General features: G+C 58.4%; 19 protein-coding genes and 1 tRNA gene. 14 read left to right on the top strand and 6 right to left on the bottom strand.

Annotation, left to right across the window (positions count from 1 at the left end; all coding sequences use genetic code 11):
- Positions 1 to 56: 56 nt before the first annotated feature.
- Positions 57 to 1,340, bottom strand: a complete 1,284-nt coding sequence (locus tag M0814_RS03580) for an FAD-binding oxidoreductase (RefSeq protein ID WP_103483622.1) — start codon at positions 1,338 to 1,340, stop codon at positions 57 to 59.
- A 184-nt stretch (positions 1,341 to 1,524) separates the two neighbouring features.
- Between M0814_RS03580 and M0814_RS03575 the strand changes: the two genes are divergently transcribed.
- Together M0814_RS03575 and M0814_RS03570 are read left to right on the top strand one after the other, a co-directional pair.
- A tRNA-Val gene (locus tag M0814_RS03575) sits at positions 1,525 to 1,601 on the top strand.
- A 504-nt stretch (positions 1,602 to 2,105) separates the two neighbouring features.
- Positions 2,106 to 2,561 (top strand): DUF2214 family protein, encoded by a 456-nt coding sequence (locus M0814_RS03570; RefSeq protein WP_103483621.1) that lies wholly within the window; start codon positions 2,106 to 2,108, stop codon positions 2,559 to 2,561.
- A gap of 233 nt (positions 2,562 to 2,794) precedes the next feature.
- On the opposite strand, the gene csrA is transcribed toward M0814_RS03570, so the two are convergent.
- A complete protein-coding gene (gene csrA, locus M0814_RS03565; RefSeq protein WP_003179932.1) occupies positions 2,795 to 2,989 on the bottom strand; it encodes a carbon storage regulator CsrA in 195 nt (64 codons plus the stop codon).
- A 250-nt stretch (positions 2,990 to 3,239) separates the two neighbouring features.
- Here csrA and M0814_RS03560 point away from each other — a divergent pair, with 250 nt between their 5' ends.
- On the top strand, positions 3,240 to 3,608 hold the full coding sequence (locus M0814_RS03560; protein WP_003226400.1) for an SPOR domain-containing protein: 369 nt from the start codon (positions 3,240 to 3,242) through the stop codon (positions 3,606 to 3,608).
- 86 nt (positions 3,609 to 3,694) lie between these two features.
- Complete coding sequence (locus tag M0814_RS03555) at positions 3,695 to 4,606, top strand: siderophore-interacting protein (RefSeq protein WP_103483620.1); 912 nt, start codon at positions 3,695 to 3,697, stop codon at positions 4,604 to 4,606.
- Positions 4,607 to 4,661: 55 nt separating this feature from the next.
- Here the strand turns inward: M0814_RS03555 and M0814_RS03550 are convergent, their stop codons facing one another.
- The 3 genes from M0814_RS03550 to M0814_RS03540 form a co-directional block, all read right to left on the bottom strand.
- Positions 4,662 to 5,351 (bottom strand): endonuclease I family protein, encoded by a 690-nt coding sequence (locus M0814_RS03550; RefSeq protein WP_064588319.1) that lies wholly within the window; start codon positions 5,349 to 5,351, stop codon positions 4,662 to 4,664.
- Between the two features lie 4 nt (positions 5,352 to 5,355).
- The gene (locus M0814_RS03545; protein ID WP_177434755.1) at positions 5,356 to 5,625 is read right to left on the bottom strand and encodes a DUF1654 domain-containing protein; all 270 of its coding nucleotides are present in this window, start codon (positions 5,623 to 5,625) and stop codon (positions 5,356 to 5,358) included.
- A 199-nt stretch (positions 5,626 to 5,824) separates the two neighbouring features.
- Positions 5,825 to 6,913, bottom strand: a complete 1,089-nt coding sequence (locus M0814_RS03540) for an asparaginase (RefSeq protein WP_003226392.1) — start codon at positions 6,911 to 6,913, stop codon at positions 5,825 to 5,827.
- Between the two features lie 348 nt (positions 6,914 to 7,261).
- On the opposite strand from M0814_RS03540, the gene M0814_RS03535 reads away from it, so the two are divergent.
- The 8 genes from M0814_RS03535 (at position 7,262) to M0814_RS03500 (ending at position 14,901) form a co-directional block, all read left to right on the top strand.
- Positions 7,262 to 7,717 (top strand): hypothetical protein, encoded by a 456-nt coding sequence (locus tag M0814_RS03535; protein WP_103483619.1) that lies wholly within the window; start codon positions 7,262 to 7,264, stop codon positions 7,715 to 7,717.
- Positions 7,718 to 7,919: 202 nt separating this feature from the next.
- Entirely contained in the window at positions 7,920 to 8,876 is a 957-nt protein-coding gene (locus tag M0814_RS03530; RefSeq protein ID WP_103483618.1) for a sugar ABC transporter substrate-binding protein, read from the top strand.
- Positions 8,877 to 8,933: 57 nt separating this feature from the next.
- On the top strand, positions 8,934 to 10,487 hold the full coding sequence (locus tag M0814_RS03525; protein WP_103483617.1) for a sugar ABC transporter ATP-binding protein: 1,554 nt from the start codon (positions 8,934 to 8,936) through the stop codon (positions 10,485 to 10,487).
- Positions 10,484 to 11,461 carry an ABC transporter permease gene (locus M0814_RS03520; protein WP_003226385.1) on the top strand — a complete coding sequence of 326 codons (978 nt, stop codon included), beginning with the start codon at positions 10,484 to 10,486 and terminating at the stop codon, positions 11,459 to 11,461. Before M0814_RS03525 ends, M0814_RS03520 begins: the two co-directional genes overlap by 4 nt.
- A gap of 3 nt (positions 11,462 to 11,464) precedes the next feature.
- The gene (locus M0814_RS03515) at positions 11,465 to 12,484 is read left to right on the top strand and encodes a LacI family DNA-binding transcriptional regulator (RefSeq protein ID WP_103483616.1); all 1,020 of its coding nucleotides are present in this window, start codon (positions 11,465 to 11,467) and stop codon (positions 12,482 to 12,484) included.
- Positions 12,485 to 12,508: 24 nt separating this feature from the next.
- Positions 12,509 to 13,426 (top strand): ribokinase, encoded by a 918-nt coding sequence (gene rbsK, locus M0814_RS03510; protein WP_003226382.1) that lies wholly within the window; start codon positions 12,509 to 12,511, stop codon positions 13,424 to 13,426.
- Positions 13,423 to 13,827 (top strand): D-ribose pyranase, encoded by a 405-nt coding sequence (gene rbsD, locus M0814_RS03505; RefSeq protein ID WP_003226380.1) that lies wholly within the window; start codon positions 13,423 to 13,425, stop codon positions 13,825 to 13,827. The genes rbsK and rbsD overlap by 4 nt, the downstream gene beginning before the upstream one ends.
- Before the next feature lie 45 nt (positions 13,828 to 13,872).
- Positions 13,873 to 14,901 carry a nucleoside hydrolase gene (locus M0814_RS03500; protein WP_003226378.1) on the top strand — a complete coding sequence of 343 codons (1,029 nt, stop codon included), beginning with the start codon at positions 13,873 to 13,875 and terminating at the stop codon, positions 14,899 to 14,901.
- 33 nt (positions 14,902 to 14,934) lie between these two features.
- Here the strand turns inward: M0814_RS03500 and M0814_RS03495 are convergent, their stop codons facing one another.
- A complete protein-coding gene (locus M0814_RS03495; RefSeq protein WP_003226376.1) occupies positions 14,935 to 15,147 on the bottom strand; it encodes a hypothetical protein in 213 nt (70 codons plus the stop codon).
- Positions 15,148 to 15,279: 132 nt separating this feature from the next.
- On the opposite strand from M0814_RS03495, the gene M0814_RS03490 reads away from it, so the two are divergent.
- Positions 15,280 to 15,585, top strand: coding sequence for a hypothetical protein (locus M0814_RS03490; protein WP_103483615.1), 306 nt, complete (start codon positions 15,280 to 15,282; stop codon positions 15,583 to 15,585).
- 168 nt (positions 15,586 to 15,753) lie between these two features.
- Positions 15,754 to 16,071: an I78 family peptidase inhibitor gene (locus M0814_RS03485; protein ID WP_007961248.1), complete on the top strand. Its 318-nt coding sequence runs from the start codon at positions 15,754 to 15,756 to the stop codon at positions 16,069 to 16,071.
- Positions 16,072 to 16,116: the final 45 nt, after the last annotated feature.

The raw sequence follows: 16,116 nt of genomic DNA, 5'->3' as shown, positions 1-16,116 counted from the left end.
CGACCCGGCGGGAGCAAGCTCCCTCGCCACAGTTGTTTGCCAGTCAAGAAAACTGATCAGAAACCCAGCTTGTCACGCAATCCGTAATACCACGCACCCAGCGCCGCAAACGGCGTACGCAGCAACTGCCCGCCCGGGAACGGGTAATGCGGCAGATCGGCAAATGCATCAAAACGCTCGGCCTGTCCGCGCAACGCCTCGGCCAGCACTTTGCCGGCCAGATGCGTGTACGTCACACCATGGCCGCTGCAGCCTTGCGAGTAGTAGATGTTGTCGCCAAGGCGCCCAACCTGCGGCAGACGCGACAGGGTCAGCAGGAAATTGCCGGTCCAGGCGTAATCGATCTTCACGTCCTTGAGTTGCGGGAATGCCTTGAGCATTTTCGGGCGGATGATCGCTTCGATGTTCGCTGGATCCCGCGCGCCATAAACGACACCGCCGCCGAAGATCAGGCGCTTGTCGCCCGTCAGGCGGTAGTAGTCGAGCAGATAGTTGCAGTCTTCGACGCAGTAGTCCTGCGGCAGCAGGGTTTTCGCCAATTCATCGCCCAGCGGTTCGGTGGTGATCACCTGGGTGCCGCACGGCATGGATTTCGCCGCCAGTTCCGGCACCAGATTCCCGAGGTAGGCGTTGCCGGCAACGATGATGAACTTGGCCCTGACCTTGCCTTGCGGCGTGTGCACCACGGGGTTGGCGCCGCGCTCGATGCGCACGGCTGGCGATTGCTCATAGATCGTGCCGCCGAGTGACTCGACCGCAGCGGCTTCGCCGAGGGCCAGGTTCAGCGGATGAATGTGGCCGCCGCTCATGTCGAGCATGCCGCCGACATATTGATCGCAGGCGACCACTTCGCGAATGCGGCGCTGGTCGAGCAATTCCAGTTGGGTATGGCCGAAGCGCTCCCACAGGCGTTTCTGCGATTCCAGATGGCCCATCTGCTTGGCCGTCAGCGCGGCGAACACGCCGCCATCCTTCAGGTCGCACTGGATGTTGTACTTGGCGACGCGCTCACGAATGATCCGGCCCCCCTCGAAGGCCATCTGCCCGAGCAGTTGCGCCTGCTTGGGGCCGACAGTGCGTTCGATGACGTCGATGTCGCGGCTATAACTGTTGACGATCTGCCCGCCATTACGCCCCGACGCGCCGAAGCCGACCTTGGCTGCTTCCAATACCGTCACGCGAAAACCGTTCTCCAGCAGAAACAACGCCGAGGACAGCCCGGTGTACCCGGCGCCGATCACACAGACATCCGTCTCCACATCATCCTGCAAGGCCGGACGTGGCGGTACGGCATTGGCCGACGCAGCGTAATAAGACTCTGGGTAAGGGGTGTTCGCCATCCTGCAGCCTCTGTTTAATATACTTTACGAGTGCGTCGATCCTACCCGAGTTGAAAAACCTCCGCCAGCCACCGGAAAAATCTCCTCTACCGGCCCGAAATTAAATATTTTGCATATTCATAGGGTTAGGTGAAAAAAAGGTGTTGACACCCCTCCGGAATTCCGTAGAATGCTGCCTCACAGCAGGCACGTAGCTCAGTTGGTTAGAGCACCACCTTGACATGGTGGGGGTCGTTGGTTCGAGTCCAATCGCGCCTACCAAACAAAATCCGCTCTGCTGGGCGGTCTAGAAGGGCTCACCGAAAGGTGGGCCCTTTTTTGTTGTCTGCGATTTGCCAAAGCCTGCTCAACCGGGCTCGTCGATCACTTCTCGTCTCCCGTTACCTTGAGCGCTTAGCGTGTTTCGAAATAACACGACCTGCTGATATGGCGTTCTGTTCTTTTTTTGGATCCGTCGAAAAAGTGTGGATATTGAAGGGTTTACCGGTATTTTTAACCGACCGGTTATCAAAAAAATGTTGTTGCTGTTCGTGAACTTCAGTAACATCTGCCCCGCGTTCACCACCACGGTTTATGCATTTTTAAATCCCAAGCTTCCATCAGCTGCTTGGGATTTTTTTTGCCTGCGATTTGGCATTCCCTGCCTCTGTTTCCCCCAGCTTTCGCGCGAAGCCTCCCGCGATCCACGATCGCGCATGGGCGAAGCCTCGATTTTTCGACTACTACTGACTGGCGTTTCCAGGGCTTTCTCAAAGGAGTTCGTCGATGCTGGCTCACTGGTTTCTTGCCGCAATTCATCTATTGGCTTTTGCCTTGGGCTTCTGGGCGGTATTGACTCGTGGTACGGCGTTCAGTCGCATGGCGGCGGGTGTCGGCGAGGCCAGGCGTGTTTTGCTCGCCGATAATCTGTGGGGGATTGCCGCGCTGGTTCTGCTGGTGACCGGGGGCATGCGCGCCTTCGGCGGCTTTGAAAAGGGCACTGACTACTATCTGCATCAGCCGTTGTTTCATTTGAAGATGGCGTTGTTCGTACTGATTCTGCTGATTGAGCTGGCGCCGATGATCACGCTGGTCAAGTGGCGGATCGCGTTGGCACGGGGCAAGGCGTTCGATACCGGGCGTGCAAAGCTGTATGCACGGTTCAGTCACATCGAGGCGCTGCTGTTGGTATTGATGGTGATTGCAGCCACCGGCATGGCACGCGGCGTGACGTTCGGCTAGCAGGGAGCAATTCTCTGTGTTCTCTCGGAAATGTCTGACAGCCAAGCTTGGCAGTCGCAGGTAGTATCGCGCTGCTGGGGAGAGGGAAGGGAGCGAATGAAGCGGAGAGGAAGGGCATGTGTCAGGCGCCGTGCCCAGTGAGTGGACTGGGAAGCGGATGGCAATACGGCGCGTGAATTTTTAGCCAGTCATTACGCAGAGGCAAACGAACTGGCTACTGACTGCGGGGTGGCTCAAGGCGTTTGTGGCTTGTCCGGGGCGGTCAGGCCAGCCTGAATGCGCTGATAGATCTCTTCACGGTGCACGGCAACGTTTTTCGGGGCGTTGATGCCGATACGGACTTGCTGACCGCTTACGCCGAGGATGGTGATGGTGATGTCATCACCAATGTTTATGCTTTCACCGACTTTGCGGGTGAGTATCAGCATGGTCTTCTCCTTGATTGCTTTGTAGGGCACCTGATTCAGACAGTGCAGAGGTCGGTGGTACGTATAGATTAGTGCGAAGTTTCACGGTTTGGGTGCCTCTTTCTGACGCGCAGATGTGGCATTAATTCCCAGGGCGTAACTATACAGAGGCTGCAATCATCAATCTCGTTGTTTTGTGCCCATTTTGCGGGCCTCGCGAAGTATTTATGAATGTTAAGATCGGCGCTTTGTGATTTTCGAGGAAAGCGTTGTGCGCAAATTGGTCTGGATGGTCGCGGCACTGGCATTGGCAGGGTGTGGTGAAGGCAAGAGTGTAGATGTGCAGAAGCCGAAAACGACAGTCGCGGCCGCGCCTGCTACGGCATCTGCTCCGCAGTGGGACCTCGAAGTACGCGGCGAAACGCCCCAGGCTGTCAGCGATCTGAGTGGCTGGTTGATCGAGCATGCATTCGTGCCGACCGTGATCAAGGACAGCAGCGGCAAGACACGGATCCTGATCGGTCCGTTCAACTCCCAGGCCGAGGCGCAAGCTCGCAAGGTAGAAGTGGATGCAGCATTGGTGAAAGCCAAGAAGCAGAATGTCGAGTCGGTCATCGTGGAGCATCCGCTCGCGCCGTAAGCAGCAGATTCAGCGGAGCGGCCTAAAGGACATCGCAGGTGACTCGTCTTATACGAGTCAATCACGATTTCTCGAAGGAGCTCCGCATGGCCTCCGCCGCTCCCTACACACTCTTCAATGCAGTTCTGCATCGCAAGACCCTCTTGAGTCCGCACCTGATGCGGATCACGCTGACCGACCCCTCAATCAGTGGTATGGCCACCTGGGCGCCTGATCAGCGGATCAAACTGTTTTTCCCCGCCGAAGACGGAACGCCCGCGAATCTTGCGCAGGAAGAGGGCTGGTACGCCCGTTTTCGCTCGATGCTCGCGAGTCGTCGACCAGCAATGCGCACTTACACCATCCGTCATTTGCGCGCCGAACAGGGTGAGGTCGACATCGATTTTGTCCTGCATGGCGAGACCGGCCCCGCTTCGCGCTGGGCGCTGCATGCGCAGCCGGGAGCGTCTTTGCAGATTCTTGCTCCCGACAGCGAGTTTTCGGCACAGGACGCCGGAGGATTCGAATGGAAACCGCCGCAGGTGCTCAAGGAGGTTTTGCTGGTGGCTGATGCCACGGCATTGCCGGCTGCGATGGGGGTTCTCGAAGAGCTGGCTGCCATGTACGAGCCGCCCCGGACTCAGGCGTTCTTTGAGGTGGACAGTGCGCAAGACATGCTCTCGGTGCCGGATTGGCCCGGGCTGACAGTGCAGTGGCTGGTTCGCGATCAGGCGCCAGCAACAGTGGCTGGAGCGCTGATGGTGGAAGCGGTGATGCACAGGGTCCGGCCAACAGAGGGCCAATCACTTGGGCAGGTCGCTGAACTGGCCGAGGTCGATATCGACGAAAACATTCTTTGGGAGATCGCCAACACCGCCCCTGCAGGATTCTATGGCTGGATTGCCGGAGAAAGCGCTGCCGTCATGCGCCTGCGTAAATACCTGATCAAGGAATGCGGTATCCCGCGCGAGTCACTCAATCTGATGGGCTACTGGCGCTACAACAAAGCTGGCAGCTAAAAGCCAAAAAGGCCTCGAACACCACGTTCGAGGCCTTTTCTTTTGGACTGAAGGATCAGCCGCAGGCTTTCAGGTTTACCGGGCCGACGAATTCATTGCCGCGTCCCATCACACACGCCACGCTCTGGTTGCGCTGGCGCTCCCAATCCTGCACCGGGTAGGTCTTGTCCCACGCCTCATACAGCTGGCGATCCTGTTTTGACAGGCGCAAGCCGTATTGCTTGCTCATGTAGAAATAGGTGCGAGCGATCATGCCGCGAATCGACGGGCGAGGCATGACCTTCTTGGCCTTGAAGTCGACCTGGGTCAGGCACGATCCGTACTGTCCGGATTGCACCGGCAGCCAGCCATAACTGAAGTTGCTGCGATCACCGTTGACCTCACCAATACTCGGCACCAGGTTGTGCAGATCGGCTTCGGCTTTCTGATAGCTCGGGTCATAGCGGGTGCAGTTCTTGCGTCCGCCCGACTGCCAGCATTGGCGCTGGTGACCGAATTCCCACGCCGGAACAATGTGCTCCCATTCAATGCGCGAAGCGCGCTTGGCGTTTTTACGTGGTACGTAGCCGCAAGCCTTCAAGTCCACCTTGTTGCCGGTGTACTTGCACCCGCAGTAAAACTCGGTGGACTGCGGTGCATACAGTTTCCAGGCGACCTTCTTGGCCTCGGTAAAAGTGCGGGGCGCGCCAGCCTGGGCGCCAAAAGCGATGAACAGCAGCAGCAAAGCAAAACAGCGGACACTCATTGAATCAATCTTCCTTCGGCACAACCCAAAAAATCTGCACGCCGCCATCGTCGCGATAGGCGAGTGTGACGTTGTCGTTCTCGTCGATTTCCTCGAGCAGTTGCTCCCATGCATCCACAGGCTCGTCCGGCAGACGGAAGATCAGTGCGGCTTTGGCTTTTTGTGCGGTAGGGGAATTGATGATTTTCTGAACGCGCATGCCCATGCGTTCGTAAGCGTCAGGAGCATCAGGAGAGGTGGCCACGAGGTTATCCTTATTAAGCTGTACGTGCATACAGTATTTAACTGTAAGTATTTTCGCAACTGCTTAAAATTCAAGAAAATCCTCTGACAGCGCTTTTCCGCTTTTGGTGTAGGTCGGGTCGATTATTTTGTACGAAAAATTCGCGCTCAGCGTAGGCGGCAGCACCACCCGCCGTGCGGGCGAGTGGTAAGCAGGTTGCCCGACCCGGAAAGGGTCAGGCGAAGGCCAATCAGTATTCCCAGAACATCCGTTGCAGCTCTTTGCTGTCGTTGGTTTTGGTCAGGGCGACCATGGCCAGGATGCGGGCTTTTTGCGGGTTCAGGTCGTGAGCGACCACCCAGTCGTACTTGTCGTCAGGCTGTTCGGCGTTGCGCAGGACGAAACCGCCGGCGTTGACGTGGGAAGAACGGATGATCTGCACGCCATCTTTACGCAGGGCTTGCAGGGATGGCACAACGCGGGAGGACACCGAGCCATTGCCGGTACCGGCGTGGATGATGGCTTTGGCGCCGGCCTGGGCCAGAGCCTTGTAGGCGGTGTCGTCGACGTTGCCGTAGGAGTAGGCGATTTCTACGTCAGGCAGGCTCTTGATGTTTTTGATGTCGAATTCCGAATCCATGGTGTGGCGCTTGGCTGGCAAGCGGAACCAGTAGGATTTGCCTTCGACCACCATGCCCAGCGGACCCCAAGGGCTTTTGAACGCCTCGGTCTTGATGTTGATCATCTTGCTCACGTCGCGACCGGACTGGATCTCATCGTTCATGGTCACCAGCACGCCTTTGCCGCGCGCATCTTTGCTGCTGGCGACGGCGACGGCGTTGTACAGGTTGAGCATGCCGTCCGCCGACATGGCGGTACCCGGACGCATCGAGCCGACCACGATGATCGGCTTGTCGGTTTTTTCCACCAGGTTCAGGAAGTAGGCGGTTTCTTCCAGGGTATCGGTGCCGTGGGTGATGACGATGCCATCGACGTCTTTGCTGTCGGCCAGTTCGGATACGCGGCGACCCAGTTGCAGCAGGTTGTCATTGGTGATGCTTTCCGAAGCGATCTGCATGACTTGTTCGCCACGCACGTTCGCCAGTTTGTTCAGTTCAGGGATACCGGCGATCAGTTGTTCAATGCCGACCTTGGCCGCCTGATAGGTGGCGCTGTTGGCTGCGCTGGCGCCGGCACCGGCAATGGTGCCGCCCGTGGCAAGCACCACGACGTTGGCGAGTTTGGTCTGGGTTTCGACTTCTTTTGCCTGAAGGGCAGTTGGCAGGAGCAGGAGGAGGGCCAAAGCGCCCGGAACCAAGGTGTTGAAAGCAGATTTCATTATTTTTCTCTCTAGTAGTGAGACGGTGCTGATGCAGGTTCATCTAGATGCGCCCCGAGCCGATCTGAATGCCCGGGGTGCAGGCTAGGGAGCAGGATCTGTACCAGCGCTACTTTGCTTTAGAAAAATGTTTAACTTCATGATTTACATCAAGATTTTATGGATTGGCCAATGATGCGGCGAATGACATGGCCGGGTTTCCGAACAAAGGAGGCTTTCGTGTTCGGTTCACCGAAAGGGACTACATCTCCTGGCGACCGCAACAGCTTGCCGGTTCAGGTTTTCTGCTAAAGAAACCCGTCTGCAGGCCGATGGCTGTGGAAGGAAACGTTTATTTAGGGAGTTCACATGTCACTGACGATCGGTTTTTCAAATCCCGGCTCAGTCACCATTGGCGGTAAAACTGCAGCGACAATCAATGCAATGAACCAGGCGGAATCAGATGCGGCTGACGAGGCCCTTGGCGTTGAAAAAGAACCGAGCAATCAAGTCCGCACTGGTGGTCCTGCGCAAGAAGCCAGCAAGGCGGATAGCGCTGACAGCGGCGATAATCTGAGCGTCACCGTGAAAATGCTGCTCAAACGCATGCAGGAATTGCAAAAGCAACTGCAGGAGCAGCAACAGCAACTGGCTGCAGCCCAGGCCGCGAGCTATCCAACACCTGAGGCCAAGTCGCAGGCGGTCATGTCGGTCCAGGGACAGATTGCACAAACCAGCGGGGAGCTGATGCAAGTGGCGGCGGCGCTGGTCAAGGAAATGACCAAGGATTCCACCAGCGGCAATCTGGTCAGCACCACCGCTTGAGCGGTAAGGGGCGAATCAGACGATTGCGCCCCGCAATACAACGACGATTTCTGATTGTTGACAAATGTCGGCGGGATTCGCATAGTTCGATCTACGCAAACGTTTGCGCGGCTTCCCCGGTGCACTATTGTCCGGAAGAGAGCGCTGAAGCTTACGCCAGCGCGAGCGTTGCTCACAATAATCATAAGATCGGAGTGAACCCATGAAGCTGCCATTCGCTGGACGTCTTCTTGCTGTCGCTATGCTGGCTGCCGCAGCCGCCGCACTACCTGTCTCTTCGGCCTTCGCCGAGTCCCCGGAAAAACCCAAAGTCGCACTGGTCATGAAATCCCTGGCCAACGAATTCTTCCTGACCATGGAAGATGGCGCCAAGGCCTACCAGAAAGAACACTCCGCCGACTTCGACCTGATCTCCAACGGCATCAAGGACGAGACCGATACCGCCGGCCAGACCCGCATCGTCGAGCAGATGATTCTGGCCAAGGTCAACGCGCTGGTCATCGCACCGTCCGATTCCAAAGCCATGGTGCCGGTGATCAAGAAAGCCGTCGATGCCGGCATCACCGTGATCAACATCGACAACCAGCTCGATCCGCAGATCGTCAAAAGCAAAAACATCAGCGTGCCTTTCGTAGGCCCGGATAACCGTAAAGGTGCACGTCTGGTCGGCGAATACCTGGCCAAGCAACTGAAGGCCGGTGACGAAGTCGGCATCATCGAAGGCGTATCCACCACCACCAACGCCCAGCAACGCACCGCAGGCTTCAAGGATGCGATGGAGGCGGCGCAGATCAAGGTAGTGTCGCTGCAATCCGGCGACTGGGAGATCGACAAGGGCAACAAGGTTGCCGCGTCGATTCTCAGCGAATACCCGGATGTGAAGGCGCTGCTGGCGGGTAACGACAGCATGGCCGTTGGCGCTGTTTCCGCGGTGCGTGCTGCCGGCAAGGCGGGCAAGGTCCAAGTGATCGGTTATGACAACATCAATGCGATCAAGCCGATGCTCAAGGATGGTCGGGTGCTGGCGACGGCCGATCAGTTCGCTGCCAAGCAGGCCGTGTTCGGTATCGAGACTGCGCTGAAAATCCTCAAGGGCGAAAAAGTCGACAGCGGCGTCAATGGCGTGATCGAAACGCCAGTCGAGCTGGTCACTAAGTAAGTCTTCCGGCGACACAACGGCGCTCGTCCGTCCGGACGAGCGCATGGAGAGTTTTTTATGTCAGTTTCCGCCCCGAACGCTGTCCTCTCGGTCAGCGGTATCGGTAAGACCTATGCGCAACCGGTGCTCACGGGCATCGACTTGACGCTGATGCGCGGTGAAGTGCTGGCGCTGACCGGCGAGAATGGCGCCGGTAAAAGCACGCTGTCGAAGATCATTGGGGGGCTGGTTACGCCCACCACCGGTCAGATGCAATTCCAGGGCAAGGACTACCGTCCGGGCAGCCGTACCCAGGCCGAAGAGCTTGGCGTGCGCATGGTCATGCAAGAACTCAATCTGTTGCCGACCCTGTCGGTGGCGGAAAATCTGTTTCTCGACAATCTGCCCAGCAACGGCGGCTGGATCAGTCGCAAGCAATTGCGCAAAGCCGCGATCGAAGCCATGGCACAGGTCGGCCTCGACGCCATTGACCCCGACACCCTGGTCGGCGAACTGGGCATTGGCCATCAACAGATGGTCGAAATCGCACGCAACCTGATCGGCGATTGCCATGTGCTTATCCTCGATGAACCGACTGCGATGCTCACCGCCCGCGAGGTGGAAATGCTCTTCGAGCAGATCACTCGTTTGCAGGCGCGTGGCGTCTCCATCATCTATATCTCCCACCGTCTCGAAGAGCTGGCGCGCGTCGCGCAGCGCATTGCCGTGCTGCGTGATGGCAATCTGGTCTGCGTCGAGCCGATGGCCAACTACAACAGTGAGCAACTGGTCACATTGATGGTCGGCCGCGAACTGGGCGAACACATCGACATGGGCCCGCGCAAGATCGGCGCCCCGGCACTGACGGTCAAGGGCCTGACCCGCTCCGACAAGGTGCGTGATGTTTCCTTCGAAGTGCGTGCTGGCGAGATCTTCGGGATTTCCGGGCTGATCGGGGCAGGGCGCACCGAATTGCTGCGACTGATCTTCGGCGCCGATCTGGCCGACAGCGGCACGATTGCGCTGGGTTCGCCGGCGCAGGTGGTCAATGTGCGTTCGCCGGTTGATGCGGTGAAGCATGGCATTGCCTTGATCACCGAAGACCGAAAGGGCGAAGGCCTGCTGCTCAGTCAATCGATCAGCGCCAACATCGCGTTGGGCAACATGCCGGAGATTTCCAGGGCAGGGATCGTCAATGCCAGCGACGAAATTTCCCTGGCGCAGCGTCAGATCGACGCCATGCGCATCCGCAGTTCCAGCCCGACACAATTGGTGTCGGAATTGTCCGGCGGCAACCAGCAGAAAGTGGTGATCGGTCGTTGGCTGGAGCGCGATTGCTCGGTGCTGTTGTTCGACGAGCCGACTCGCGGTATCGACGTCGGTGCCAAGTTCGATATCTACGCCTTGCTGGGCGAGTTGACGCGTCAGGGCAAGGCACTGGTGGTGGTTTCCAGTGATCTGCGCGAGCTGATGCTGATCTGCGACCGGATCGGTGTGCTGTCGGCAGGGCGTTTGATCGACACCTTCGAGCGCGACAGCTGGACCCAGGATGATTTGCTTGCCGCCGCGTTCGCCGGCTACCAAAAACGTGATGCGTTGCTCAATGAAGCGGCGCCTAGGGATCTCCCATGAAAACTGCATCTTCTGCCGGCAAACGTAGTGGCAATTTCTACGGTCTGGGCACCTATCTGGGCCTGGCCGGGGCCTTGTTGGCGATGGTGGCGCTGTTCTCGATGATGAGCAGCCACTTTCTGTCCTATGACACTTTCAGCACGCTGGCCAACCAGATTCCCGATCTGATGGTGCTGGCGGTGGGCATGACTTTTGTACTGATCATCGGCGGCATCGATCTGTCGGTCGGTTCAGTGCTGGCGCTTGCCGCCTCGACGGTCAGCGTGGCGATTCTCGGTTGGGGCTGGGGCGTATTGCCGGCCGCATTGCTCGGCATGGCGGTGGCGGCACTGGCAGGTACGGTGACCGGTTCGATCACCGTGGCGTGGCGCATTCCGTCGTTCATCGTTTCGCTCGGTGTGCTGGAAATGGCCCGTGGCCTGGCGTATCAGATGACCGGTTCGCGCACCGCCTACATCGGTGATTCGTTTGCCTGGCTGTCGAACCCGATCGCCTTCGGCATTTCGCCGTCGTTCATCATTGCCTTGCTGGTGATCTTCATTGCGCAAGCTGTACTGACCCGCACCGTGTTCGGTCGTTACCTGATCGGTATCGGCACCAACGAAGAAGCGGTGCGTCTGGCCGGGATCAATCCCAAGCCGTACAAGATTCTGGTGTTCAGCCTGATGGGCCTGCTCGCCGGTATCGCCGCGCTGTTCCAGATTTCCCGTCTGGAAGCGGCGGACCCGAATGCCGGTTCTGGCCTTGAGCTGCAAGTGATCGCCGCCGTGGTGATCGGTGGCACCAGTCTGATGGGTGGCCGTGGGTCGGTGATCAGCACCTTCTTTGGTGTGTTGATCATTTCGGTACTCGCCGCGGGTCTGGCGCAGATCGGTGCCACCGAGCCAACCAAGCGCATCATCACCGGCGCGGTGATTGTCATTGCAGTGGTGCTCGATACCTATCGCAGCCAGCGCGCCAGTCGACGGGGCTAAGAAATGGCAACGATCAAGGATGTGGCGGCGCTCGCGGGGATTTCCTACACCACGGTTTCTCACGTGGTGAACAAGACCCGCCCGGTCAGTCAGGAAGTGCGGCTGAAGGTCGAGGCGGCCATCAAAACCCTCGACTACGTGCCGAGTGCGGTGGCGCGCTCACTGAAGGCCAAGACTACTGCGACCATTGGCTTATTGGTGCCCAACAGCCTCAACCCGTATTTTGCCGAGTTGGCGCGGGGTATCGAGGATTACTGCGAGCGTAACGGCTACTGCGTGATCCTCTGCAACTCTGATGACAACCCGGAAAAACAGCGCAGCTATTTGCGTGTGCTGCTGGAAAAGCGCATCGACGGTCTGATCGTCGCCTCCGCGGGTGGCGATACCGGTCTGGCACAAGGGCTGGCGGGCGTGAAAACGCCGATGGTCATTGTCGACCGCGGGCTTGAAGGCGTGGATGCGGATCTGGTGCGCATTGATCATGAATATGGCGCCTATCTGGCGACTCGTCACCTGCTGGAGTTGGGGCATCGTGACATCGCCACCATCGGTGGTCCGTCGAGTACCAGCGTGGCGCAAATGCGTCAGGCCGGTTTTTGTCGGGCGCTGAAGGAGGCGGGGATCACGGTGCGCCCCGAGCGCATACTGGAAAGCGATTTCACCAGTACCGGCGGCTACAACGCAGCGGCGGTCCTGCTCAAAAGCAATCCGCCGAGCGCGATCTTCGCCGGTAACGACATGATCGGTATCGGTGTGCTGCGTGCGGCGGCCGAGCGCAATGTGCGCGTGCCAAGCGAACTGTCGGTGATCGGTTTCGACGATATCCAGATGAGCCGCTATGTGTACCCGGCGCTGACCACTGTCGGCCAGTCGATCCTGCAGTTGGGCGAAATGGCTGCCGAAGTGCTGCTGCGAAGGATTGCTACCCCGAGCCTGGTCACCGATCAACGGATCGTGACCCCGAGTATTGTCTTGCGTGAATCGACTGCGCCGCTGTCTGGCGTGTTCACCGAGTACCGCTGAAACCGAATTGACGAGTAGTGATGTATGCCAGCAAATGTAGTGGTAATAGGCAGCCTGAACATGGACCTGGTCACCCGGGCGCCACGGCTGCCCAAAGGCGGGGAGACGCTGATCGGTCATTCCTTTGCCACCGTGTCCGGCGGCAAGGGCGCCAATCAGGCAGTCGCTGCTGCGCGTCTGGGTGCACAAGTGGCGATGGTCGGCTGTGTTGGCAACGATGACTACGGCGTGCAATTGCGCGACGCGTTGCTGGCCGAGCAGATCGATTGTCACGCGGTGAGCACGGTTGAGGATTCCAGTGGTGTGGCGCTGATCGTGGTGGATGACAACAGTCAGAACGCCATCGTGATCGTCGCCGGCGCCAACGGTGCAATGACCCCGGCCGTGATTGACCGCTTTGATGCGGTGCTGCAGGCGGCCGACGTGGTTATCTGTCAGCTGGAGATTCCGGATGCGACGGTGGGTCATGCGCTCAAGCGCGCACGTGCGCTGGGCAAGACCGTGATCCTCAATCCGGCGCCGGCCAGTCGTCCGCTGCCGGCAGAGTGGTTTGCCGCCATCGACTACCTGATCCCCAACGAAAGTGAAGCCGCTGCGTTGAGCGGGTTGCCAGTCGATTCGTTGGAAACCGCAGAAAGCGCGGCCAGCCAGCTGATTACCATGGGCGCGGGCAAGGTCATCATTACCCTTGGTGCGCAAGGTTCACTGTTTGCCAGCGGCAAAGGTTTCGAGCATTTCCCGGCGCCAAAGGTGAAGGCTGTCGATACCACCGCTGCGGGCGATACCTTCGTCGGCGGTTTTGCCGCGGCGCTCGCCAGTGGCAAATCCGAGGCCGAGGCAATCCGTTACGGGCAGATCGCGGCAGCATTGTCTGTGACCCGGGCCGGCGCACAACCTTCCATTCCAACGATGTCCGACGTACAGGCGTTCAAACCCGCATGAAAAAGACTCCACTGCTCAACGTCGCGTTGTCGCGGCTGATCGCCTCCCTGGGCCATGGCGACATGGTAGTCATCGGTGATGCCGGACTGCCGGTGCCGCCAGGTGTCGAGTTGATCGATCTGGCCCTGACCCACGGTGTCCCGGATTTCATCAGCACGCTGAAAGTCGTGCTCAGTGAGATGCAGGTGGAGCGCCATGTGCTGGCCAACGAAATCCTCGACAAGCGGCCGACTGCGCTGGCCGTGCTGGATGAGTTGCAAGAAGAGGACGCTCTCGGTCGGCGCGATCTGCTGACTCATGAGCAATTCAAGGTTCTCAGCCGACAGGCACGGGCGATTGTTCGTACAGGCGAATGTCAGCCGTACTGCAACATCGTGCTGGTGGCCGGGGTAACGTTCTAATCGGGTTTTCGACCCTTTCATTTTCATCAGCACAAGGAATGCGCCATGCACCGCTATGCTCAAAAACTCCACCAATTGCTTCGGAGTCTGCTGCTTTTGTCTTTTATTACCGCCACCGGCGCTCAGGCTGCTGAAAAGATCGATCTGATCATCGACACCGATCCGGGTGCTGACGACGTGGTCGCCTTGCTGTTCGCCCTGGCATCGCCGGATGAACTGAACATTCGTGCGCTGACCACCGTGGCTGGCAACGTGCGCCTCGACAAGACATCGCGCAACGCGCGCCTGGCTCGCGAGTGGGCAGGGCGCGAGGATGTTCCGGTCTATGCCGGTGCGCCGAAGCCACTGATGCGTACGCCGATCTACGCCGAGAACATCCATGGCAAGGAAGGCCTTTCGGGTGTCACCGTGCATGAGCCGAAAAAGGGCCTGGCCGAAGGCAATGCGGTCAACTACCTGATCGACACTCTGAAAAAAGCCAAGCCGCACAGCATCACCATCGCCATGCTCGGCCCGCAGACCAACCTTGCGCTGGCGCTGATCCAGGAGCCTGAGATCGTTAATGGCATCAAGGAAGTGGTGATCATGGGGGGCGCGCATTTCAATGGCGGCAACATCACCCCGGTGGCCGAATTCAACCTGTTCGCCGACCCGCAAGCGGCGGAAGTGGTGCTCAAGAGTGGCGTAAAGCTGACCTACCTGCCGCTGGACGTGACCCACAAGATCCTCACCAGCGATGCCCGTCTGAAGCAGATTGCTGCGCTGAACAACAACGCGAGCAAGATCGTTGGCGACATCCTCAACGAGTACATCAAGGGTGACATGGAGCACTACGGCATCCCGGGCGGCCCGGTGCATGACGCGACCGTCATCGCTTACCTGCTCAAGCCTGAGCTGTTCACCGGTCGCTCGGTGAACGTGGCCATCGACAGCCGTGAAGGGATCACCTTTGGCCAGACTGTCGTCGACTGGTACGACGGCCTGAAACAACCGAAGAATGCATTCTGGGTCGAGAACGGCGATGCCCAGGGCTTTTTCGATCTGCTGACCGAGCGTCTGAAGCGCTTGAAGTAAGGCATGGACCCGCAGGTGCCAGCCTGCGGGTCGTTACTCCCTCTCGGTGTCCTGCGCGCCCTTGTGCTCGTGCTGATAGCGTTCGAAAATCTGGGCGATAAACGTCTGCGCACCTTGTGTTCCCATGGTCTTGACCAGCAGATCGATGCTGATCAACGCCAACTCCTCCGAACTGCCAGGGCTATATGAACTGTGCCCCTTTGGCCAAAGAACCTTGATGTCGGCGTTGATGCTTACAGTGCTCATGAATGCGCTCGAAAAGTCGGGAATGTCTGTGCCTGAGTTAACCACTTTGTCGGGCGTTTGGCACTGCGACTTAGGCATGAGCGTGACGCTATGCGACACTTGGTCTTTTCCGGCTGATCCAAGGAATGTGCTGTGCAGATCGATTTGAACACCCCCGACGGCCTCACACTCGACGCTGTGCGCCAGTTGCTGGCGTCGGCCAGCGATGATGTGCACACGCAGTTGCGCGTGACGAAGGGGGGGATTGCCTATATTTCTTCTGGTGTGACGGGCGGGCAGGACATCGATGGCCTGCTGTTTCGTCTGGAAACCTGGGCCAAGGGTTCGGGGTGCGTCGGCAATGTTGCGGCCAGTGATGAGGTCTGGGTGATGCAGATTTTCAACGCGCTGAAAGACAACTGGCCGAATCCGCCGCTCGATTACATCGACGTCTATTGAGCTTCGTTAATATTCGGTGACGATTGCGTGAGGATGCGTTGCGCGCACTTCAGGCAGACTCGGCGTTTTTCCGGATCGTGGGGCAGGGTGGCAGCACTTGTTGTGAAACCAAACGCCAGATTGGCGGTCGCACGATCTCAGCTTAACCATTTGAAAAAAGGAGGCTTCATGCCTTTGAAGTTCGCGTCTCTGGGTGCACTTATGGCCGTTGCCATGTTGGCCGGTTGCAGCACAACCTCCAGCGAGTCGGCAAAGGATCCTGTGGCGACCGATGCCGGTCATAGCCGCTGTGAAGCAAAGGCAGCGGAATTTGCCATCGGTAAAAAAGCTTCGCCGGAATTGCTCGATCAGGCTCGTGCCAAGGCTGGCGCGCAAAACGCTCGATTCCTCAAGCCAACGGACATGATTACTCTGGAGTATCGTTCCGATCGCTTGAATCTGAATACCGACAACAACCTGGTAGTCACCCGCGTCAACTGCGGCTGATCGCTGACCGCTTTTGTTGCAGGCATAAAAAACCCCGTCACATGG

The organism is Pseudomonas sp. MWU12-2020 (assembly GCF_023100605.1).
Taxonomy (GTDB): Bacteria; Pseudomonadota; Gammaproteobacteria; order Pseudomonadales; family Pseudomonadaceae; genus Aquipseudomonas; species Aquipseudomonas fluorescens_H.
This window is presented reverse-complemented; position numbering and strand designations above follow the sequence as displayed.